This window comes from Micromonospora sp. NPDC047074, from assembly GCF_040643815.1.
Taxonomy (GTDB): domain Bacteria; phylum Actinomycetota; class Actinomycetes; order Mycobacteriales; family Micromonosporaceae; genus Micromonospora.
Map to the genome: position 1 here is coordinate 36,425 of NZ_JBEYVB010000010.1, position 20,941 is coordinate 57,365.

The window sequence follows — 20,941 nt, forward strand, 5'->3', positions numbered from 1 at the left end:
CGCGGGAGCGGGGCCACCGGCGTCGTGCGCTCAGAGCTCGGCGAGCGTGCCCGCGTACATCTTCTCGATCTCGCCGGCGAAGTTGCTCTCCACACCGCGGCGCTTGATCTTCAGCGACGGGGTGATCTCGCCGTCCTCGATGGTCAGGTCGCGCGGCAGGATGGCGACCTTCTTGATCGTCTCCCAGCGGTTGAGCTTGGCGTTGAGCTCGGCCACGTACCCCTCGACCATGGCCTTCGCCTCCGACGAGGTGACGATCTCGGTGTAGTCGCGGCCCTCCAGCGGGGTGCCGGCGGCCCAGCCCTTGATCGCCTCCGGGTCCAGCGTGACCAGCATCGTGCAGTAGTTGCGGGCCTGGCCGATCACCACCGCCTGCGACGTGTACGGGCAGGTGGCCTTGAACATCCCCTCGATGTGCGAGGGCGCGATGTACTTGCCGCCGGAGGTCTTGACCAGGTCCTTCTTCCGGTCGGTGATCTTCAGGTAGCCGTCGGCGTCCAGGGTGCCGATGTCACCGGTGCGGAAGAACCCGTCCTCGGTGAACGCGGCGGCGGTCTCCTCGGGCAGGTTGTGGTAGCCGCGCATCACCGGCCGGCCGCGCACCAGGATCTCGCCGTCGGTGTCGATCCGGCACTCCAGGTCGCCCATCGCCCTGCCGACCGTGCCGATCCGCAGCCCCTGCGGCGGGTTGACGAAGTTGCCGGCACTGGTCTCGGTCAGGCCGTAGCCCTCGGAGATCGGCAGGTTCGCCGCGGCGAAGAAGGTGGCGATCTCCGGGCTGAGCGGGGCGGCGCCCGAGACGAGCACCCGGATCCGACCGCCGAGGCGGGCCTGGAGCTTGCTGAACACCAGCTTCTCGGCCACCGCGTACTTCAGCTTCAGCCCGGTCGGGAGCGGCCGGCCGGCCTGCTCCAGGGCGACCTTCTCCTTGCCGACCCGGACGCCCCAGGCGAAGATCTTCGCCTTTGCGCCGCCACCGGCCTGCGCGGTGGTCACCGCCTTGTTGTAGACCTTCTCGAACACCCGGGGCGCACCGCACATCAGCGTCGGCCGGATCACCGAGAGCAGGTCGACCAGCTTGTCCACCCGGCCGTCGACGTACGTCGGCAGGCCCACGTGGATCGCCCCGCAGAGCAGGGTCTTGCCGAACGAGTGGGACAGCGGGAGCCAGAGGTACTGCAGGTCGTCGTCGCGGAGCAGCCCCACGTCGGCCTGTGCCACGCCCTCCCAGCACCAGCCGCCGTGTAGCAGCTCGACGCCCTTGGGGCGCCCGGTCGTGCCCGAGGTGTAGATCAGCGTGGCGAGGTGGTCGGGGCCGATCCCGGCCACCAGCATCTCGATCAGGTCGGGCTCGGCGGCCAGCGCGCTGGTGCCCCGCTCCTCGAGCTCGGCGAGCGTGAGCTGGGGGACGGCGGCGGACGGGTCGGCGGCGCCGTCGAAGAGCACGACGTGGGTCAGCGCCGGCAGGTCCGCCCCGGCGATCTTGGCGGCCTGGGCCGGGTTCTCGGCGAACAGCACCCGGGACCCGGAGTCGGCGATGATGTAGGTCGCGTCCTCCGGCTCCGTGGTCGGGTAGACGGTGGTGGTCGCACCGCCGGCGCACATGATGCCGAGGTCGGCGATCACCCAGTCGAGCCGGGTGTTCGCCAGGATCGCGACCGGATCCTCCAGACCGACGCCGAGCCCGTGCAGCCCGGCGGCGACCGCCTTGGCGCGGTGGGCCACCTGCTCCCAGTTCAGCCAGACCGGGCCGGAGTCGTCGGCGGCCGGGTGGGCAAAGGCGTCGCGGTCGGGGGACGCCGCCACGCGCTTGAGGAACATGTCGGGGATGGAACGGTACGGTACATCGAGAGCCATCGCTGTAGCCGCCTTCGGGGGTGGAGGCGTGACGATCGTCACGTCAGTGTTCGTTACCGAAGGGTATTGCCTGCGCCTGGGCATCGGCTAGCCCTGTGGATCACGGCTGGGCCACGTCTGGGGTGCGCGGCGCCCGACTCAGGCGTACCGGTCGGCCCCCAGCGACCAGTCGTAGGTGGCCCGGATCCAGTTGCGCCGGGCGGTGAGGGCCGGCTGGAAGCCGTCGTGCCCGGTCGCGAGCAGCGCCTTCTCCGTCGCCAGGTACGTTGCCAGGGAGTCGTTGAACCGGTCGGCCGCCGCGCGCAGGGCCACCGCCTCCTCGCCCGCCGGCCGGCCGGCGGCGATCACCGTGACCAGGTTGTGCGCGTCCGGCTGGGAGACGTTCTCCTTGCCGTACGAGAAGACGTCGTTGCACCAGCAGACCAGGTCGGCGGCGAGCAGGTCGAGCGCGACCAGCGCGGGGTCCGCGCGACTCGACGGGTCCGGCGGCGGCCCGGCGGCCAGCTCGGTGAGAGTGAAGCTGGGGTGGACCGCCCCCGTGTGCCGGCGCATCTGCACGTACTCGGCCAGTTCCGGCACCCGCCCGTGCTCCCGGTTCGCCGCCTCCCAGAGCAGCGCCAGCAGGTACTCCCGCACGTCGCCGACGAAGCGCAGCAGGAACGCCGGCGACCCGGTGGCCCGGACCCGCCGGCACAGGTCGCCCAGTGCCTCGCCGAGCGGGCCGGCATCGGTGGCGGGCCCGCCGGCCGGGGCTCCCTGCCGGTCGAGTACGTCCAGCAGGGCCGCGACGGTCGGCGCCAGCCGGGTGGGGGCCTCGCCGAGGCCGTCCTCGTCGCAGGCGTCGTCCATCACGAACAGCCAGGAGATCAGGTCGGTGAGCAGCCGCAGGCGGTCGATCGGCCCCTCCGGGCAGGCCCGCCCGGCCAGCCCGGCGGCGTCGGCGCGGCGCAGCCGGTGCAGCCGGTGCCCGGTTCTGATCAGCTTGTGGCGGAGCGCCCAGTCGATGCTCTCCAGCGCCACCCGATCGGTGGCGCCGTGCCGGCGTGCGGGAAAGGGGGGTTCACGTAGCGCCGAGACCGCAAAGGTCCGCATGGTGCCCCCTGTCGCGCCGCCCCCGGGTGGGACGGCGCGCAACAGCGTACGGGAGCAGGGATCGGCTCCCGTCGTTGGGGAGAGCGCGTTCCCAGATCTCTGCGTGACCGCTTGCGCACAGCAGGTCACATGCCCAGGTCGGCGCCCCGGAGCTGGCCGGCCAACGCCGGCGGCCCGTCGACCTGCACCCGGGCGACCCGCTGCCTGCCGGAGAGGAACAGGGTCAACTCGCCGGGTGACCCGACCACCCGGACGGGCTCGCCGCCCCGGCCGACGGAGAGTGCGCCGTAACCGGGAGCCTGGACGAGGACGTCGGCGGGGAAGCGGCGCAGCGCCAGCCGGGCCAGCCCGGCGCACCGCCGCCACAGCACCGCCTGGAGCCCGGCCGGCAGGTCGCGGGGGAGCCAGCCGGGGCTGGCCCGGCGGACGTCCTCGTGGTGGATGAAGAACTCCATCGTGTTGGCCAGCTCGTCGGTCACCGGGTTGCTGACCGGGCTCCACGCCGGCGGCCGGCGAACCTGGTCCATCAGGCGCGGCCAGGGGCGGGCGGCGATGCGCAGCCGCACCCGCTCGGCGTGACCACGTAACGGCGGGAGCAGGATGCCGCCCGCGGCGTCGGGCCGGCGTTCCCGTAACACCAGGTGGGCGGCGAGGTCGCGGGTGGTCCACCCCTCGTTGACCGTCGGCGCGTCCGGTCCCAGCTCCAGCATCAGGTCGGCGAGCGCCTCGCGCTCCGATCGGGCGTACCGCGGCATGGCACCGATCGTAGGCGCGTACGGCCGGATCGGCGCGCCGAGACGTGACGGCGGACATGCTGGCCGGGTCGGCGGAGCTGACCGCGACCGGTAAGGATGAGGGAGATAATTGCGGCTTACGGCGGGGGAGAGAGTGGCTAGCAGGACAAGTCGGGACGTGCTCGGTCGAGGGCTTGCCGTCCTCTGGCAAGCGATTCGTGAGGAGCCGCGCATCTTCGCGGTCGCGGTGACCGGCAGCGTGCTCTTCGGGGCCATGACGGTCGGCAGCGCCTACGTGGTGGGTGCCGTGGTCGGCGACGTGGTGGTGCCGGCGATCGAGCGCGGCTCGGTCGGGGCCGCCGGGCTCGCCCTGGCGGCGGTCGCGCTGTTCGGCATCAGCGTGCTGCGGATCGCCGGCATCTTCGGCCGCCGGCTCGGCGCGGGCTACATGCAGTACCGCCTCCAGGCCGCCTACCGGCGCCGGGTCACCCGCCGCTACCTGGAGTTGCCGCTGTCCTGGCACCACCGCAACGCCACCGGCACGTTGCTGTCCAACGCCAACTCCGACGTCGAGGCCGCCTGGCACCCGATCGCCCCGCTGCCGTTCGCGGTCGGCACCCTGGTGATGCTGGTCGGCGCGGTGGCGTCGCTCTTCGTCACCGACTGGGCGCTGGCCCTGGTGGGCCTCGCGGTCTTCCCGGCGCTGTTCGGGCTCAACGTCGCCTACTCCCGCCGGATGGCACCCCGCCAGGCCCGGGCCCAGCGCCTGCGCGCCGAGGTCAGCGGCATCGCCCACGAGAGCTTCGACGGCGCCCTGGTGGTCAAGACGATGGGTCGGGAGGCGCAGGAGACCGGGCGGTTCGCCGCCCGCGCGGGCGAGCTGCGCGACGCGCTGGTGGCGGTGGGGCGGCTGCGCGGCGTGTTCGACCCGCTGCTGGAGACCCTGCCCAGCCTCGGCACCCTCGCCGTGCTGGTGGTCGGCACGCTCCGGCTGCGGCAGGGCGCGATCACCGTCGCCGAGCTGGTCAGCGTCGCCTTCCTCTTCACGGTGCTGGCCTTTCCCGTGCGGGCCATCGGCTGGGTGCTGGCCGAGCTGCCGCGCAGCGTCGCCGGCTGGGACCGGGTCCGCCGGGTGCTCGACGCCACCGGCGAGATGCCGTACGGCGACACGACCCTCGACCCGGCGGAGCCCCGCCCGGCCACCCTCACGTTCGCCGACGTCCACTTCGGCTACGAACCGGCCGAGGCGCACCTGCCCGGCACGCAGGTGCTCGGCGAGGTCTCCTTCGACGTGCCCGCGGGCAGGACGGTCGCCCTGGTCGGGCCGACCGGCTCCGGCAAGTCGACGATCGCCTCGCTGGCCGTGCGTCTGGTCGACCCCCGGGCCGGCACGGTCAGCCTGGACGGGGTCGACGTACGCCAGCTCACCGCCGCCTCGCTGGCCGGCACCGCCGCGCTGGTCGCCCAGGTGCCGTTCGTCTTCGACGACACGGTGCGGGCCAACATCACCCTGGACCGGCCGGGCATCGGCGACGAGGACGTCTGGGCCGCGCTGCGGCTGGCCGAGGCGGACGGCTTCGTCGCCGCCCTGCCCGAGGGCCTCGACACGAAGGTCGGCGAGCGGGGCACCTCGCTCTCCGGCGGCCAGCGGCAGCGGCTCACCCTGGCCCGCGCGCTCGCCGGCCGGCCGCGACTGCTGGTCCTCGACGACGCGACCAGCGCCGTCGACCCCCGGGTGGAGGCGGCGATCCTGGCCGGGCTGCGTTCCTCGGCGGGCGGGGCGCCGGCCGCGTCGATCCTGGTGGTCGCCTACCGGCGGGCCACCATCGCGCTGGCCGACGAGGTGGTCTACCTGGAGCAGGGCCGGGTGGTCGCCAGCGGCCCGCACGCCGAGCTGCTGGCCACCGTGCCGGGCTACGCCGACCTGGTCACCGCCTACGAGCAGGCCGAGGTCGACCACGCCAAGGACGAGCCGTACGACGAGGTGGCGCCGCTCCCCTCGGGCCTGGAGATCGAGGTGGACCGGTGAGCGCAGCGCAGCCCGCAGTCGTGCAGGGAGGGGTGGACCGGTGAGCGCGGATGTGACGGATGAGCGGGAGACCGAGACGACCTGGCAGACGCTGCGGCGCGGCCTGGCGCTCTCCCCGGAGCTGCGGGTCGGCCTCGCCGGCACGCTCGGCCTGGCCCTGGTCTACATGGTCGGCCGGGCGGCCGTGCCGGTGGCGGTGCAGCAGGGCATCGACAACGGCATCGTCGGCGGCCTGGACCTGACCGTGGTCTGGACGGTGGTCGCGGCCACCGCCGCGGTGCTGGTGGTCACCACGTTCTGCGGGTATCTGATGACGCGCCGGCTCTTCACGGTCAGCGAGACGGCGCTGGCGAACGTGCGGGTGCGGGCGTTCCGGCACGTGCACGACCTGTCGATGCTGCACCAGCAGTCCGAGCGGCGCGGTTCGCTGGTCTCCCGGGTGACCAGCGACGTCGACCAGATCACCCAGTTCCTCCAGTGGGGCGGCGTGATCCTGGTGGTCAACCTCGGCCAGTTGGCGATCACCACGCTGGTCATGCTCGCGTACTCCTGGCAGTTGACCCTGGTGGTCTTCGCCGCCTTCCTGCCCGCGGTGTTCGTGATCCGGCTGCTCCAGCGGCGCCTCGCCGGGGCGTACGGGGTGGTCCGGCAGCGCACCGGGACGCTGCTCGGCACGATCGGGGAGAGCGTGGTCGGCGCGCCGGTGATCCGGGCCTACGGGATCGCTGGGCGGACCGCCCGACGGCTGGACGAGGCGATCGACGCCCAGCGGCGGGCCCAGCAGCGGGCGATCAGGATCAGCATCGTGGGCAGTTCGGTCGGGGAGTTGGCGGCCGGGTTCGCGCTGGCCGGCGTGGTGGTGCTCGGGGTTACCCTCGGCGCCGACCGCACCCTGAGCGTCGGCGAGGTGACCGCGTTCCTCTTCCTGGTCACGCTCTTCATCCAGCCGGTGCAGGTCGCCACCGAGGTGCTCAACGAGGCGCAGAACGCCATCGCCGGCTGGCGCCGGGTGCTGGACGTGCTGGACGTCGCGCCCGACGTCGCCGACCCGGGCGAGCAGGGGCGTGAGCTGCCGTCGGGCCCGCTGGACATCCGCTTCGCGGGGGTGCGCTTCGCGTACCCGGGCGGACCGCCGGTGTTGCACGACATCAGCCTGGAGATCCCGGCGAAGAGCCGCGTGGCGGTGGTGGGCGAGACCGGCAGCGGCAAGACCACCTTCGCGAAGCTGCTCACCCGGTTGATGGATCCGACCGCCGGCCAGGTGCTGCTCTCCGGTGTGCCGCTGGAGCGGGTCCGGTTCGCCTCGTTGCGCGCGCGGGTGGTGATGGTGCCGCAGGACGGTTTCCTCTTCGACGCCACCGTGGCCGAGAACGTCCGGTTCGCCCGCCCCGAGCTGACCGACGAGCAGCTCGCGGTGGCCTTCGCCGAGCTGGGGTTGGCCGACTGGGTGGACGGGCTCCCGTCGGGGCTGCACACCCCGGTGGGGGAGCGGGGCGAGGCGTTGAGCGTCGGTGAGCGGCAGTTGGTCGCGCTGGCCCGCGCGTACGTGGCGGATCCGGACCTGCTGGTGCTGGACGAGGCGACCAGCGCGGTCGACCCCGCCACGGAGGTGCGGCTGCAACGCACCCTGGACGCGGTCACCCGGGGGCGTACCACCCTCGCGATCGCGCACCGGCTCTCCACCGCGCAGGCCGCAGACGAGGTGATCGTGGTGGACCGGGGCCGGATCGTGCAGCGCGGCCCGCACGACGAGCTGGTCCGCGACCCCGAGTCGGTCTACGGCCTGCTCTACGCCTCCTGGCTGGAGCAGACCCGCTGAGCGGTCGGCGGGCGTGGCACTCCGTCGCCGGCGCGTCGGGGGCGGGGGAGGGCCGGGGCGGTGGCCCGATCTTGATCGCGCTGGACGTCTCCGGTCGGGTGCTCTAGTCTCCGAGTTAGGTAAGCCTAACCTACAGAGGAGTCGTGCCATGCGACCGAGCCCGGCGGAGATCGTCCGTACCCTCGTCTCGGGCCGGCTGCCCGGCCTCGTGCACGTCGCGCACCGGCCCGGCCCACACCAGGTCCGGCACGCGACCGACCCCGACGGGCGGGTCCTGCTGCTGGTGCCGGTGGTCAGCGACCTCGCCGCCGCGCTGCGGCCCGCCGCGGGCGACTCCGACGTCGCGCTGGTGCTCGACGTGCTCGACCTGCCGCCGGCCGCCGGCGCGCCGAGCCTCGGCCGCGCCTGGGTGTCCGGCTGGGCGTCCCGGCTCGACGGGGCGGAGGAGCGACACGCCGCGCTGGACTTCGCGGCGGCGGAGCCGACGGGCGACCTGCTCGACGTCGGCACCCGGTTCCGGCTGCACCGCTTCGAGGTGGTCGAGGCCCGCTGGGAACGCGGCGACTCCGTGCGCCGGATCGATCCCGGGGCGTACGCCGAGGCCGAGCCCGACCCGCTGCACCCGGTCGAGGCCGGGCTGCTGGCCGACCTCGCCGAGCACCACGGCGCCGAGGTCGCCGGCTACCTGCGCCGCCAGCTCGGCCTCGCGGGCGACGCCCCCGACACCGCGCCCCGGGTGGTCCGGATCGACAGGTACGGCCTGCTGGTCTCCCACGGCCGGCCCGGCGCCCGCCGGCGCGTCCGGCTGGAGTTCCCGCGCCCGCTGGCCGGCCAGGCGGAGCTGGCCCGCATCCTGCACCCGCTGGTCTGCCGGCACGCCGTCTCCCGGCACGCCGACCACGCCTGACCGGGCCGGCACCGACGACGCCTGACCCGCGCCTGGTCGGCGGCCGGCGCCGTCAGCCGCCGCGCCGTCGCAGGGTGGCTGCCGCGAGCACCAGCGCCAGCGCCGCCGCGCCGGCCACCACCGCCACGTCCCGCCACATCGTGCCGGTCGGCGCGGAGTTGGCCCCGACCTCCTGGAGCGCCTCGACGGCGTACGACAGCGGCAGCACGTCGCTGACCGCCTGCAACCAGCCGGCCATCTCGCCCCGCGGCACGAAGAGCCCGCAGAGCAGCAACTGGGGCACCACCACGACCGGCATGAACTGCACGGCCTGGAACTCGGTGCGGGCGAAGGCGCTGCAGAACAGCCCGAGCGCGACGGCGAGCACCGCGTTCAGCGCGGCGATCATGATCACCAGGCCGCTGCTGCCGGCGGTGTCCAGCCCGAGGACCCCGTACGCGACCACCGACGCGATGACGGCCTGCGCCACCGCGGCCAGCCCGAACGCGACGCCGTAGCCGATGAGCAGGTCGAGCCTGCCCAGCGGGGTGGTGAGCAGCCGCTCCAGCGTGCCCGAGGTGCGCTCGCGCAGCATCGCGATGCTGGTCACCAGGAACATGATCACGAAGGGGAAGAAGCCGAGCATCACCAGGGCGACCCGGTCGAACGTCGACGGCTGGCCCGGCGGGGCGGGCTGGTCGACGTACATGTAGTGGACCAGGGTGAGCAGCACCGACGGCACCACCACCAGCAGCGCCACGGTGCGCCGGTCGTGCCGCAGCTGGCGCAGGACGCGGCCGGTGGTGGCGGCCAGGATCCGGGGGTTCACGACGCCTCCCGGCCGGTGGGGCCCGGCCCGCCCGCCCTGATCAGCCGCAGGAACGCCTCGTCCAGGTCGGCGGTGCCGGCGGCGGCGCGGACCGCGTCGGGGGTGTCGTCGGCGATCAGCCGCCCCTCGCGGATCAGCAGCAGCCGGTCGCAGCGGGCCGCCTCGTCCATGACGTGACTGGAGACCAGCAGGGTGGTGCCGGCGGCGGCCATGGCGTGGAACCGGTCCCAGAGGTCGGCCCGCAGGACCGGGTCCTGGCCGACGGTCGGCTCGTCGAGGACGACCAGCTCCGGCTCCCCGACCAGGGCGCAGGCCAGGGACGCCCGGCTGCGCTGCCCGCCGGAGAGGGTGCCGACCAGTTGGCCGGCGGCCGGTCCGAGCCCGACGTCGGCGACCGCGCGGTCGGCCTCGGCCCGGCCCCGGCCGTACAGGGCGGCGAAGTAGCGGACGTTCTCCCGCACCGTCAGGTCCGCGTAGACGCTGGGGGCCTGGGTGAGGTAGCCGACGCGGTGGCGCAGTTGCGGCGCGCCGGCGGGACGCCCCAGCACCGTCACGGAGCCGGCGCTGACCAGTTGCACGCCGACCACCGCCCGCATCAGCGTGGTCTTGCCGCTGCCGCTCGGGCCGAGCAGCCCGGTGACCAGGCCGCGCGGCACGGACGCGTCGATGCCGTGCAGCACCCGTCGCCCGCCCCGGTCGACGACCAGGCCCCGGACGGCTATCGCCTCGTCCACCGGCGCCTCCCGGAAGAACACCGCACCCGTCGGAGGTCACGCTAGCGGGGCCGTCGGCCGGGCCACAACGCTCCGGCGCGGTACCCCCACGGCGGCGCCGAGAACGGTCGGGCATTAGCCTTCGGACCGGACACTGGGCTTGGCAACGGGCATCCGGCGCGGCATCGGGCATTGCGCCCTGATCGGGCGTACGGCACGATGACGCCGTGGGTCACGCTGCGTCACCGGACGAGGGTTTCCTCGGTGAATGGGCCGGCCGGTTGCGAACCGCTGCCGAGCAGCCCGTGGTCGGCATCATGCTGCGCGGCAGCCACGCCCGCAGAGCCGCCACGGCGCACAGCGACGTCGACGTCGACGTGCTGCTCGCCGGCGCCCCGTACGCCGCCCGCCAGGCGTACCTCGCGGAACACGGCGGCCGGCTGACCCACGTCTCGGTGGCCGCCCGCGACGTCCGGTCCTGGCTGGCCCGCCTCGGCGAGCCCGCCGACTGGGCGTTCGGGCTGCCGGTGACGGCGCCGGCCCGGCTGCTGTGGGCGGATCCGCACTGGCGGTCCCGGATCGACCTGCCGGTGCTCTGCCACCCCGCCGGGGAGCCGCAGCTGGAGGAGCTGATCGCGACGCTCGGCAAGGTGGCCGGCGCGCGGGACGCCGACGACCGTCTCGGCGTCCGGCTGGCCGCCGCCGACCTGGCCCGGCTCTGCCCGTCCGTGTTGCGGCTGGCCAACCCCACGGTCCGGGTGGCGTCGCGCCGGGTGGCCCTCACCGCCGCCCTGGACCTGCCGGTGGCGCCGCCCGACTACCGGGAGGACCTGCTGCTCTGCCTCGGGCTGCGACCCGGCGCCGCCGGGCAGCTCTGCGCCGCCGCGGCCCGGCTGGTCGCCGGGGTCCTGCCGCTGATCCGCCCGTACGCCGCCGAGGTCGCGCGGGCCGCCGGGACGGACCTGGCCGACGCCCTGCTCGACGGCCGGCTGGACCGGTACGTCGACCAGCTGACCCGGCCCGCCCACCGGCCGCCGGCCCCCCGGCGGGAGCCGTCACCGGTGCCCGCCCCGCGTGCGGGACAATGGGTCACTGTGCCCGCACCTGACGCGCCCGTGACCGGCGCCCACCCCAGTCCGCAGGAGCCCGCGGCCGCCGGCCCGGCCCGTCCGTCCCGGCTCGACCCGGCCATCGCCGCCCGGCTGCGCCGCACCTCCGACGGCCTGGTGGCCGCGGTGGTCCGCCAGCACGACTCCGGCGAGGTGCTGATGGTCGCCTGGATGGACGACGAGGCGCTGCACCGCACCCTGACCACCGGCCGGGCCACCTACTGGTCGCGCAGCCGCCGGGAGTACTGGGTCAAGGGCGCCACCTCCGGGCACCACCAGTACGTCCGCTCCGTCGCGCTGGACTGCGACGGCGACGCGCTGCTGGTCGACGTCGACCAGGTGGGCGCGGCCTGCCACACGGGGCAGCGCACCTGCTTCTTCACCGAGCTGCCGGTCGGCGGGGACGGGGCGGGTGGCCGGTGACCACGCAGCGCGCGACGCCCGGCGGGGGCTCCCGCACCGACGGCACGGTCAGCCCCGACCTCGCCACCTTCGCCGAGCTGGCCGCCCGCTGGCGGGTCGTCCCCGTCACCCGGCGGCTGCTCGCCGACGCGGAGACCCCGGTCGGCGTCTACCGCAAGCTCGCCGGCGGCCCGGGGACCTTCCTGCTGGAGTCCGCCGAGCAGGGTGTCGGCTCGGCGGGTCTCGCCTGGTCGCGGTACTCGTTCATCGGCGTGCGCAGCAGCGCCACGCTGACCGAGCGCGACGGCACCGCGGTGTGGACGGGCCACCCGCCGGCCGGGCTGCCCACCTCCGGCGACCCGGTCCGGGTGCTGCGCGAGACCGTCGCGGCGCTCGCCGGCCCGGCCTGGGACGCGGCCAGCGGCATGCCGCCGCTGACCGGCGGCATGGTCGGCTACCTCGGCTACGAGCTGATCCGGCGCTTCGAGCGACTGCCCGAGCTGACCGAGAACGACCTGGCCGTGCCCGAGCTGGGCATGATGCTGGCGACCGACCTGGTGGTGCTCGACCACTACGACGGCTCCGCGATCCTGGTGGCCAACGCGATCCTGCCGCCGCCGGACGAGCCGGACCGCGACGAGCGGGTCACGGCCGCCTACCATCACGCGGTCGGCCGGCTCGACGCGATGACCACCGCCCTGTCCCGCCCGATCCCGCCGATGGTCTCGACAGTCGACCGGCCACCGGCGGGCGAGGTACGCAGCCGCACGCCCGAGGGCGGTTACCCGAAGGCCGTCGAGGCGGCCAAGGAGGCGATCCGGGCCGGCGAGTGCTTCCAGATCGTGCTCGCCCAGCGGTTCGAGCGGGAGACGCACGCCGACCCGTTGGACGTCTACCGGGTGCTGCGCACGACGAACCCCAGCCCGTACATGTACCTGCTGCGCTTCGACGGCTTCGACATCGTCGGGTCCTCGCCGGAGGCGCACCTGAAGGTGACCGGCGACGCCGACGGCCAGCGTCGGGCGCTGCTGCATCCGATCGCCGGCACCCGGCCGCGCGGCGGCGACCCGGAGGCCGACGCCCGGCTCGCCGCGGAGCTGCTCGCCGACCCCAAGGAGCGGGCCGAGCACGTGATGCTTGTCGACCTGGGCCGCAACGACCTGGGTCGGGTCTGCCGGCCCGGCACGGTGGAGGTGCCGGAGTTCGCCACCATCGAGCGCTACAGCCACGTCATGCACATCGTCTCGACCGTGGTCGGCACGCTGCGCGAGGACCGTACGGCCTTCGACGCGCTGGCCGCGACCTTCCCCGCCGGCACCCTCTCCGGGGCGCCCAAGGTGCGGGCCATGGAGATCATCGAAGAGCTGGAGCCGGTCCGGCGCGGCCTCTACGGCGGCACCGTGGGCTACTTCGGCTTCGGCGGAGACCTGGACATGGCGATCGCCATCCGCACCGCGCTGATGCGCGACGGTCGGGCGTACGTGCAGGCCGGGGCGGGGGTGGTGGCCGATTCCGATCCCGCCGCCGAGGACCAGGAGACCCGGAACAAGGCCGCCGCCGTGCTCGCCGCCATCGCCGCCGCCGAGACCCTGCGGCCCGCCCGATGACGGCCGCGCAGCCGCGGGGCCGGGAACCGGGGACGGCCGCCGTGGCCGAGGCGGGCGCGGGCGCGCGGGCCGTCGCGGGCCGGCGCGAGCTGACGTACGCGGTGCTGCTCTGCCTGGCCGGTGCGGGCCTGGCCCTGTGGGCGTCGACCCGCACCTGGGCGGTCGACCTGACGGCCCGGCCCGCTCCGTTGCCGCCGCTGCGCGACGCGCGCACGGGCGCCGGCCTGTTGCCCTGGCTGCCGGCGTTGGCGCTGGTCGGGCTGGCCGGCGGTGGCGCGGTACTCGCCACCCGGGGCCGGGCGCGGCGGCTGCTGGGTGGGCTGCTGTGCGGGCTCGGCGCGGCGGTGGCGGCCGGCGGAGGCTACGGCCTCGTCGCCGCCTTCGACGGCGCGGTCAGCCGGCACTGGGCGGGGCTCTGCCTGCTCGGCGGGGTGCTCGCGGGGGCGGGCGGGCTGCTGACGGCGCTGCGGGGGCACCGGTGGCCGGCGATGGGCGCCCGCTACGAGCGGCGGGCCCGACGGGACGCCCGCCCGGGCGTCGCGGGTGCGGACGGCCGGGTCACCGGGCGGCACACCACCGAGGCGTGGGACGCGCTGGACCGGGGCGAGGACCCGACGGTCAGCTGACCGGCTGGCGTTCCCGGGCGGCGGCCCGGGCCGCCGCCAGCTCCGCCACCAGGCGGTCGATCTCGGCCCGCTGGTCGGCGCGGGCCCGGTCGGCGCAGACGGCCTCCCAGGCGTTGCCCCGCGCGGTGCGCATCCGTGCCTCGCCGATCACCGCGCGCTCCAGGGTGTGCACGACGCCGACCGCGAGCGACGCGACGGTCCGCGAGATGGTCGTCAGTCCGATGGTCTCGTTGGGCTGGACAGTTCCCATGATCACCCCGCACGGAGATCGTTGTTTACGGTGGGGCAGGCGCCTCATCGAGTCTGCCCGAGGACGATGCTGGCTGGCTCACGTTTCGCCGTGGTGACCGACACGTCAACTCTGCTTCCAGGGCCGCCACCAGGGAAAGGGCCGTTGGCCCTTGAGGTAGGTCACAGGATCGACGGGTATCGGTGCCGCAGGGCGAGGCAGCGGTCCGCCGGGCCGGCGGATAGGATCATGTCGATGGCCGGGGTGGCGGGGGCGGGGTGGTCGTGTGGCGACCGTCGACGAGGACGGTCGCCCTGCGTGACATCCCGTTCACCGGAGGTCGGCCATTATGCCCCAGCCCATCTCGTGAGGCACGCCATACCCCCGGCACCTGTCGCCAGGTGGCGCCCCCTAGCATCGGCCCATGACACCCGGAGAGGGGAGTCCGTTGGTGACTGCTGAGCATGCGCACGCGGAGGGGGACGAAGCCGGTCCGGCGGCGTCCGTAGGCGTACTCGACGAGATCCTGGCCGGCGTGCGTGAGGACGTCGCCCGGCGACAGGAGCAGCTTCCACTGGAGCGCATCCGCGAACTGGCCGCCGCCGCGCCGCCGCCGCTGGACGCGTACGCGGCCCTGCGCAAGCCCGGCGTCGCGGTGATCGCCGAGGTGAAGCGGTCGTCGCCGTCCAAGGGGCGACTGGCCGAGATCACCGACCCCGCCGACCTGGCCGGCGACTACGCCGCAGGCGGTGCGCGGGCGATCAGCGTGCTCACCGAGGGGCGCTGGTTCGGCGGCTCGCTCGACGACCTGGCCGCCGTCCGTGCCGCCGTCAACATCCCGGTGCTGCGCAAGGACTTCGTGGTCTCCAGCTACCAGGTGCACGAGGCCCGGGCCCACGGCGCCGACCTGGTGCTGTTGATCGTGGCCGCCCTGGAGCAGAACGCGCTGGTGGGCCTGCTGGAGCGGATCGAGTCGCTGGGCATGACCGCGCTGGTCGAGGTGCACGACGAGGAGGAGGCCGACCGGGCCCTGGAGGCAGGTGCCCAGGTCATCGGGGTCAACGCCCGCAACCTGCGTACCCTCGAGGTCGACCGCTCGGTGTTCGAGCGGATCGCGCCCGGCCTGCCCAGCAGCGTCGTCAAGATCGCGGAGTCGGGGGTGCGTGGCCCGCACGACCTCATCCGGTACGCCTCGGCGGGCGCCGACGCGGTCCTGGTCGGCGAGGGCCTGGTCACCCAGAAGAGCCCCCGCGAGGCGGTGGCCGAGCTGGTCAACGCCGGCAACCACCCGGCGACTCCCCGTCCGGCGCGCTGAGCTCGCGCCGGTTCGTCAGCCCGGAGAGGACGATCCCATGAGCGAGCGAATCGTCAGGTTCTGTGCGGTGGTGCCTCCTGCCGGCGCGGAGCGAAGCGGAGTGCCGGCATGAGCGCCGACGCGCTGGCCGCCGCGGCCGGTCCACTGCCCGACCCGGCCGGTCACTTCGGCCGGTTCGGCGGCCGGTTCGTGCCGGAGGCGCTTGTCGCGGCGCTCGACGAGTTGGACGCCGCGCACCGCGCGGCGATGGCCGACGAGTCGTTCCTGGCCGAGTTCGCCGCCCTGCTGCGCGACTACGCCGGCACCCCCTCGCTGCTCTACGAGGCCCGCCGGTTCTCCGCCAGGGTGGGGGCGCGGGTGCTGCTCAAGCGGGAGGACCTCAACCACACCGGGGCGCACAAGGTGCGCAACGTGCTCGGCCAGGCCCTGCTGACCAGGCGGATGGGCAAGCGCCGGGTGATCGCGGAGACCGGCGCCGGCCAGCACGGCGTCGCCACCGCCACCGCCGCCGCCCTGTTCGACCTCGACTGCGTGGTCTACATGGGTCAGGTCGACACCGAGCGGCAGGCGCTCAACGTGGCCCGGATGCGGATGCTCGGCGCCACCGTCGTCCCCGTCACCAACGGCTCGCGCACCCTCAAGGACGCGATGAACGAGGCGATGCGCGACTGGGTCGCCAACGTCGACGACACCCACTACCTGATCGGCACCGCCGCCGGCCCGCACCCGTTCCCGGCGTTGGTCCGCGACTTCGTCCGCGGCATCGGCGACGAGGCGCGCCAGCAGTGCCTCGACCTCACCGGCGGGCTGCCCGACGCGGTCACCGCCTGCGTCGGCGGCGGGTCCAACGCGCTGGGCATCTTCCACGCCTTCGTCGGCGACCCCGACGTGCGGCTCTACGGCTTCGAGGCCGGCGGCGACGGGGTGGAGACCGGCCGGCACGCGGCCAGCATCACCGGCGGCTCCGCCGGGGTGCTGCACGGCACCCGGACGTACGTGCTCCAGGACGCCGACGGGCAGACGTGCGAGTCGCACTCGATCTCCGCGGGGCTGGACTACCCGGGCGTCGGGCCCGAGCACGCCTGGCTGCACGACAGCGGCCGGGCGACGTACCTGCCGGTCACCGACGACGAGGCGATGGCCGCGTTCGAGCTGCTCTGCCGGACCGAGGGCGTCATCCCGGCGATCGAGAGTTCGCACGCACTCGCCGGCACCCTCAAGATCGCGCCGAAGCTCGCCGCGGAGCTGGGCCGGGAACCCACCATCGTGATCAACCTCTCCGGCCGGGGTGACAAGGACGTACACACCGCCGGCGACTACTTCGGCATCCTCGACAAGGAGCAGTGAGAGCGTGAGCCGGATCGGGGTGGCCTTCGACAAGGCCCGCGCCGACGGGCGGGCCGTGCTGGTCGGCTGCATGCCGGCCGGGTTCCCGACCGTCGAGGGCAGCATCGCCGCGATGACCGCGATGGTCTCCGCCGGTGTCGACGTGATCGAGGTGGAGATCCCGTACTCCGATCCGGTGATGGACGGCCCGGTGATCCAGAAGGCCAGCGACATCGCCCTAGCGGGCGGCGTACGCACCCGGGACACCCTGCGCATCATCGAGGCGGTCGCGGCCACCGGGGCGCCCGTGGTCACCATGACCTACTGGAACCCGGTGGAGCGCTACGGCGTCGACGCCTTCGCCCGCGACCTGGCCTCGGCCGGGGGCACCGGCCTGATCACGCCGGACCTGATCCCGGAGGAGGCGGGCGAGTGGCTCGCCGCCTCCGACGCGTACGGGCTGGACCGCACCTTCCTCGTGTCGCCGTCCTCCACCGACGCGCGGCTGGCGATGACCACCGGGCACTGCCGGGGCTTCGTCTACGCCACCGCCATCATGGGCGTCACCGGTGCCCGGGCGAAGACCTCCGACGCGGCCCCGATCCTGGTCTCCCGTACGCGGGAGGTCACCGACCTGCCGGTCGGCGTCGGGCTGGGCGTCGGCACCGGCGCGCAGGCCGCCACGGTCGCCGGGTACGCCGACGGCGTCATCGTCGGCAGCGCCCTGATCCGCTGCCTGCTCGACGCCCCGGACGAGGCATCCGGCCTGGCCGCCCTCCGCACCCTCAGCACCGAACTGGCCGAAGGCGTCCGCACCCCCACCCCCTAGCGGTTCCCCCTCCCAGCGATCTTGCACTTCGCGCCCCTCCGCGCCCTCTCCTCCGCGCCCTCGCCTCCGCGATCTTGCACTTTGCGCCCCTCCGTGCCCTCTTCCCCGCGATCTTGCACTTTGCGCCCCGCGTTCGCGGCTTATGTCCGCCTTGTCGGGGCGGAAAGTGCAAGATCGCCGAGCCGGGCCGGGCCGAGCCGGGCCGAGCCGGGCCGGGCCGAGCCGGGCCGAGCCGGGCCGGGCCGAGCCGGGCCGGGCCGAGCCGGGCCGAGCCGGGCAGGGGGTGGGACGGAGCGGGGTGGTGCCGGCCCCGTGTGGAACGGAGTCAGGGGTGGGTCATGTGGGTGGTGGGCGGGGTGGTTCGTTGGCCTGGTGGGTGGTTGGTGGTCGGCGCGGGATCGCCCGTGGTGGACAGGCCCGTGGCGGGACCGCCCGTGGCAGGTGGAACCGTGGCGGGATCACCCGGGGCGGGTTCGTCAGGGGTGGGCGGGAGCGGGGCAGGGCTGGTGGGGGTGGCGTGGCGTAGGACGCCGGAGCGGTCCGCCAGTGCGTCGGTGAGCGCCGCCCGGGTGGTCGGCGTGAGCGCCTCGGGTAGCGCCCCGGGGTGGTGCCAGGACAACCGGCACCCGCCCATCGGGTCGCCGGCCGGGCCCGTGCCCCGGGCGCGGGCCCGGAAGACGTGCACCAGGACGTCGGGTAGCGGCCCGGCGTGACCGGCCGGGGGTGGCCCGCACGTTCCGGTGAGGTGGTAGATGCCGACCAGGTCGACGACCTCCACCTCCCACCCGGTCTCGGCCCGGATGTGGCGTGCGGCGGCGTGCACGGGGCTCTCCGCCGGGCGCAGCCGCCCGCCGGGAAGCGCGTGGCGGCGTTCGCCCCGGCCCTGTCGGCACAGCAGCACCCGGCCGGCGTCGTCGGTGACGACCGCGGCGACCGCCCAGGTGAACGCACCCATGGACAAACAGCGTACGGCGGCGCAAACCAGAAGTCACCGGGATCGGGCCACGGCGGACCGGGGTGCCGCGGGAGGGGCCCACGGCGGTAGCGTGTGCACCCGTGACTCTCGCCTCGCTGTCCCCCCAGGCAGCCCTGCCCAGCCCCAGCACCGCGGTCTGGCAGCTCGGGCCGGTGCCGATCCGGGCGTACGCGCTGTTCATCATCCTCGGCATCGTGGTGGCCTGCTGGGTCACCGAGCGGCGGCTGCGCGCGCGGGGCGTCGCCCCCGGCGCGGTCCTCGACATCGCGGTCTGGGCGGTGCCGGCCGGCATCATCGGTGCCCGGATCTACCACGTGATCACCTCGCCGGAGAAGTATTTCGGCACCGGTGGCGATCCGATGAAGGCGTTCGCCATCTGGGAGGGCGGTCTCGGCATCTGGGGCGCGGTGGCCGGCGGGGCCGTCGGCGCGTGGCTCGCGGCCCGGCAGCTCGGCATCCCGTTCGCGGTGGTCGCCGACGCGCTGGCCCCGGGCCTGCCGCTGGCGCAGGCGATCGGCCGGCTCGGCAACTGGTTCAACAACGAGCTCTACGGCGGCCGGACCACCCTGCCGTGGGGCCTGGAGATCCATCGGATGGACCCGGACAATCCGGGGCACGCCCTGCGGGACGACGCCGGCCAGCCGATCCTCGAACCGGGCCTCTACCACCCGACGTTCGCCTACGAGCTGCTGTGGAACCTCGGCGTGGCCGCGCTGGTCTTCGCCCTCGACCGTAAGCTGCGCCTCGGCCGGGGCCGGGCGTTCGCCCTCTACGTCATGGGCTACACGGCGGGGCGGTTCTGGATCGAGCTGATGCGCACCGACGAGGCGAACACCATCCTCGGCGTACGCCTGAACGTCTGGACCGCCGGCCTGGTCTTCCTCGGCGCCCTGGCCTACTTCGTGCGGGTACGCGGGCCCCGGGAGTACCTCGTCCCGGTCGGCCCCGCCGCGACGCCCGTTGCGGCCGACGACTCCGACGTCTCGCAGGTCGACCTGTCCGCGCGGGAGGCCGGTTCCCAGCCGGCCGCTCCCGAGGGCTACCGCGTGGTGAGCGAGGAGCAGTACCGGCACTGGCAGGAGACCGGCGAGGCGCCGGCCGAACCGGCCGGGGAGGCACACCCCGACGAGGACGAATCACCGACCGGTGCCGGGCCGGGTGGCGACGAGGCCGGACCCGCGGCGGTCCGTGACGGCGCCGCGTCCGCCGGGTCGGACGCCACCGGGGAGACCCTGGAGGACCGGGCCGGGGGCACGGGCGCCCGGCCTGCCGACCGCGACAGCTGAGGAGGAACACCACAATGCGTAGCGCGGTCGTGGTCGGCGCCGGAATCGGCGGCCTCGCGGTCGCCGGCGCGCTGGCCCGCTCCGGTTGGCGGGTCACCCTGCTGGAGCGGGCCGACCGGGTCCGCCCCGATCCGACCGCCGTGGTGCTCTGGCCCAACGGCGTACGCGCGTTGCGCGCCCTGGGCCTCGGCGCCGGCTTGGAGGCGATCGCCACGACGGTGCCCGACGGCGGGGTACGCCGCCCGGACGGGCACCGGCTGGTGCAGCCCCGCCAGACCCCGGCCGACCGGCTGCCGGTGGTGGTGCACCGGGAGGACCTGCACGACGCGCTGATCGCCGGGCTCGGCGACGAGGTCGAGCTGCGCACCGGGGTGACCGTGCGGACGGTCCGTGCCGTGTCGGGCGAGCGTCCCGCGGTCGGCGACGGCAGACACACCATCGAGGCCGACCTGGTCGTCGCCGCGGACGGCACCGACAGCGAGATCCGCCGGCAGCTCGCGCCGGAGTCCGGCGTGATCAGCTCGGGCTGCGCCGCCTGGCGGGCGGTGATCCCCTGGTACCGGGCCCCGAAGCTGCCCGCCGAACAGCCCGTCGGCGGCGAGGTGCTCGGCGCCGGCTACCGCTTCGTGTCCGCCTCGCTGGGCGAGCGTGGTTCCTCGGGCGGCTCCAGCCGGGGCGGCATCTACTGGGTGGCCACCGCCGCCGGCGCGCCCCGCCCGGAGCCGCCGGAGACCCAGCTCGCCCTGCTGCGCCGCTGGTACGCGGGCTGGCCGGCGCCGATCGCCGACCTGCTCGACGCCACCGACCCGACGGACCTGGTGCAGCAGGAGATCCGCGAGCTGCGGCCGCTGCCCAGGTCGTACGCCTTCCCGGTGGGGCCGGGCGGGGTGGTGCTGCTCGGCGACGCCGCGCACGCCATGCCGTCGCACCTCGGCCAGGGCGCCTGCCTCGCCTTCGAGGACGCCGCCACCCTCGCCTCGCTGCTGCGCGAGTCCCGGCTGCCGGATGCCGTGGTCGCGTACGACCGGGCGCGCCGGCCCCGGGTGGCGACGGTGGTCCGGCAGACGCGCCGGATGTCGGCGGTGCTGAAGGCCCGGGGGCCGCTGGCCCTGCGTGCCCGCGACGCGGCGCTCGGCGCGCTCAGCACCCGCCTGCTCTCCACGGCCGCCACCACGGCCGCCCAGTGGCGCCCCCCGACCTGACGGCCACCCGCCCTGACATGGTCGCTCACCGCGATCTTGCACTTGATGCCCACGGTTTGAGGTGTATGTCGGGTT

Annotated in this window: 18 protein-coding genes and 1 pseudogene; 12 read left to right on the forward strand and 7 right to left on the reverse strand. The window is 74.7% G+C overall.

Annotated elements, in window-relative coordinates:
• Positions 1–30 precede the first annotated feature (30 nt).
• From ABZ809_RS15550 to ABZ809_RS15560, 3 genes are all read right to left on the reverse strand, one after another.
• On the reverse strand, positions 31–1,857 hold the full coding sequence (locus ABZ809_RS15550) for a long-chain fatty acid--CoA ligase (RefSeq protein WP_357563168.1): 1,827 nt from the start codon (positions 1,855–1,857) through the stop codon (positions 31–33).
• Positions 1,858–1,995: 138 nt separating this feature from the next.
• Positions 1,996–2,949, reverse strand: a complete 954-nt coding sequence (locus tag ABZ809_RS15555) for a terpene synthase (protein ID WP_357563169.1) — start codon at positions 2,947–2,949, stop codon at positions 1,996–1,998.
• A 125-nt stretch (positions 2,950–3,074) separates the two neighbouring features.
• On the reverse strand, positions 3,075–3,704 hold the full coding sequence (locus ABZ809_RS15560; protein WP_357563170.1) for a TIGR03085 family metal-binding protein: 630 nt from the start codon (positions 3,702–3,704) through the stop codon (positions 3,075–3,077).
• 133 nt (positions 3,705–3,837) lie between these two features.
• Between ABZ809_RS15560 and ABZ809_RS15565 the strand changes: the two genes are divergently transcribed.
• From ABZ809_RS15565 to ABZ809_RS15575, 3 genes are all read left to right on the forward strand, one after another.
• Positions 3,838–5,712 carry an ABC transporter ATP-binding protein gene (locus tag ABZ809_RS15565; RefSeq protein ID WP_357563171.1) on the forward strand — a complete coding sequence of 625 codons (1,875 nt, stop codon included), beginning with the start codon at positions 3,838–3,840 and terminating at the stop codon, positions 5,710–5,712.
• 40 nt (positions 5,713–5,752) lie between these two features.
• On the forward strand, positions 5,753–7,531 hold the full coding sequence (locus ABZ809_RS15570) for an ABC transporter ATP-binding protein (RefSeq protein WP_357563172.1): 1,779 nt from the start codon (positions 5,753–5,755) through the stop codon (positions 7,529–7,531).
• A gap of 148 nt (positions 7,532–7,679) precedes the next feature.
• On the forward strand, positions 7,680–8,438 hold the full coding sequence (locus ABZ809_RS15575; RefSeq protein WP_357563173.1) for a DUF2470 domain-containing protein: 759 nt from the start codon (positions 7,680–7,682) through the stop codon (positions 8,436–8,438).
• 52 nt (positions 8,439–8,490) lie between these two features.
• On the opposite strand, the gene ABZ809_RS15580 is transcribed toward ABZ809_RS15575, so the two are convergent.
• Both ABZ809_RS15580 and ABZ809_RS15585 read right to left on the reverse strand, forming a co-directional pair.
• Positions 8,491–9,246, reverse strand: coding sequence for an ABC transporter permease (locus tag ABZ809_RS15580; protein ID WP_357563174.1), 756 nt, complete (start codon positions 9,244–9,246; stop codon positions 8,491–8,493).
• Positions 9,243–9,980: an ABC transporter ATP-binding protein gene (locus tag ABZ809_RS15585; protein ID WP_357563175.1), complete on the reverse strand. Its 738-nt coding sequence runs from the start codon at positions 9,978–9,980 to the stop codon at positions 9,243–9,245. Before ABZ809_RS15585 ends, ABZ809_RS15580 begins: the two co-directional genes overlap by 4 nt.
• 296 nt (positions 9,981–10,276) lie before the next feature.
• Here ABZ809_RS15585 and ABZ809_RS15590 point away from each other — a divergent pair.
• The 4 genes and pseudogenes from ABZ809_RS15590 to ABZ809_RS15605 form a co-directional block, all read left to right on the forward strand.
• A pseudogene (locus tag ABZ809_RS15590) lies at positions 10,277–10,873 on the forward strand (phosphoribosyl-AMP cyclohydrolase); the annotation flags it as partial.
• A gap of 180 nt (positions 10,874–11,053) precedes the next feature.
• Positions 11,054–11,491 (forward strand): phosphoribosyl-AMP cyclohydrolase, encoded by a 438-nt coding sequence (gene hisI / locus ABZ809_RS15595; RefSeq protein ID WP_357563310.1) that lies wholly within the window; start codon positions 11,054–11,056, stop codon positions 11,489–11,491.
• Positions 11,488–13,077, forward strand: a complete 1,590-nt coding sequence (locus ABZ809_RS15600; protein ID WP_357563176.1) for an anthranilate synthase component I — start codon at positions 11,488–11,490, stop codon at positions 13,075–13,077. The genes hisI and ABZ809_RS15600 overlap by 4 nt, the downstream gene beginning before the upstream one ends.
• A complete protein-coding gene (locus tag ABZ809_RS15605) occupies positions 13,074–13,703 on the forward strand; it encodes a Trp biosynthesis-associated membrane protein (protein WP_357563177.1) in 630 nt (209 codons plus the stop codon). Before ABZ809_RS15600 ends, ABZ809_RS15605 begins: the two co-directional genes overlap by 4 nt.
• Here the strand turns inward: ABZ809_RS15605 and ABZ809_RS15610 are convergent.
• A complete protein-coding gene (locus tag ABZ809_RS15610) occupies positions 13,696–13,953 on the reverse strand; it encodes a hypothetical protein (protein WP_357563178.1) in 258 nt (85 codons plus the stop codon). The genes ABZ809_RS15605 and ABZ809_RS15610 overlap by 8 nt on opposite strands.
• Positions 13,954–14,383: 430 nt before the next feature.
• Between ABZ809_RS15610 and trpC the strand changes: the two genes are divergently transcribed.
• The 3 genes from trpC (at position 14,384) to trpA (ending at position 17,402) form a co-directional block, all read left to right on the forward strand.
• Complete coding sequence (trpC, locus tag ABZ809_RS15615; RefSeq protein WP_357563179.1) at positions 14,384–15,247, forward strand: indole-3-glycerol phosphate synthase TrpC; 864 nt, start codon at positions 14,384–14,386, stop codon at positions 15,245–15,247.
• A gap of 108 nt (positions 15,248–15,355) precedes the next feature.
• Entirely contained in the window at positions 15,356–16,594 is a 1,239-nt protein-coding gene (gene trpB, locus ABZ809_RS15620) for a tryptophan synthase subunit beta (protein WP_357563180.1), read from the forward strand.
• 4 nt (positions 16,595–16,598) lie between these two features.
• Positions 16,599–17,402 (forward strand): tryptophan synthase subunit alpha, encoded by an 804-nt coding sequence (trpA, locus tag ABZ809_RS15625; protein ID WP_357563181.1) that lies wholly within the window; start codon positions 16,599–16,601, stop codon positions 17,400–17,402.
• Between the two features lie 325 nt (positions 17,403–17,727).
• Here trpA and ABZ809_RS15630 read toward each other — a convergent pair whose 3' ends face one another.
• Positions 17,728–18,357, reverse strand: a complete 630-nt coding sequence (locus ABZ809_RS15630) for an NUDIX domain-containing protein (protein ID WP_357563182.1) — start codon at positions 18,355–18,357, stop codon at positions 17,728–17,730.
• A 101-nt stretch (positions 18,358–18,458) separates the two neighbouring features.
• Here ABZ809_RS15630 and lgt point away from each other — a divergent pair, with 101 nt between their 5' ends.
• Together lgt and ABZ809_RS15640 are read left to right on the forward strand one after the other, a co-directional pair.
• Positions 18,459–19,664 carry a prolipoprotein diacylglyceryl transferase gene (gene lgt, locus ABZ809_RS15635; RefSeq protein ID WP_357563183.1) on the forward strand — a complete coding sequence of 402 codons (1,206 nt, stop codon included), beginning with the start codon at positions 18,459–18,461 and terminating at the stop codon, positions 19,662–19,664.
• Between the two features lie 14 nt (positions 19,665–19,678).
• The gene (locus tag ABZ809_RS15640; RefSeq protein ID WP_357563184.1) at positions 19,679–20,866 is read left to right on the forward strand and encodes an NAD(P)/FAD-dependent oxidoreductase; all 1,188 of its coding nucleotides are present in this window, start codon (positions 19,679–19,681) and stop codon (positions 20,864–20,866) included.
• Positions 20,867–20,941: the final 75 nt, after the last annotated feature.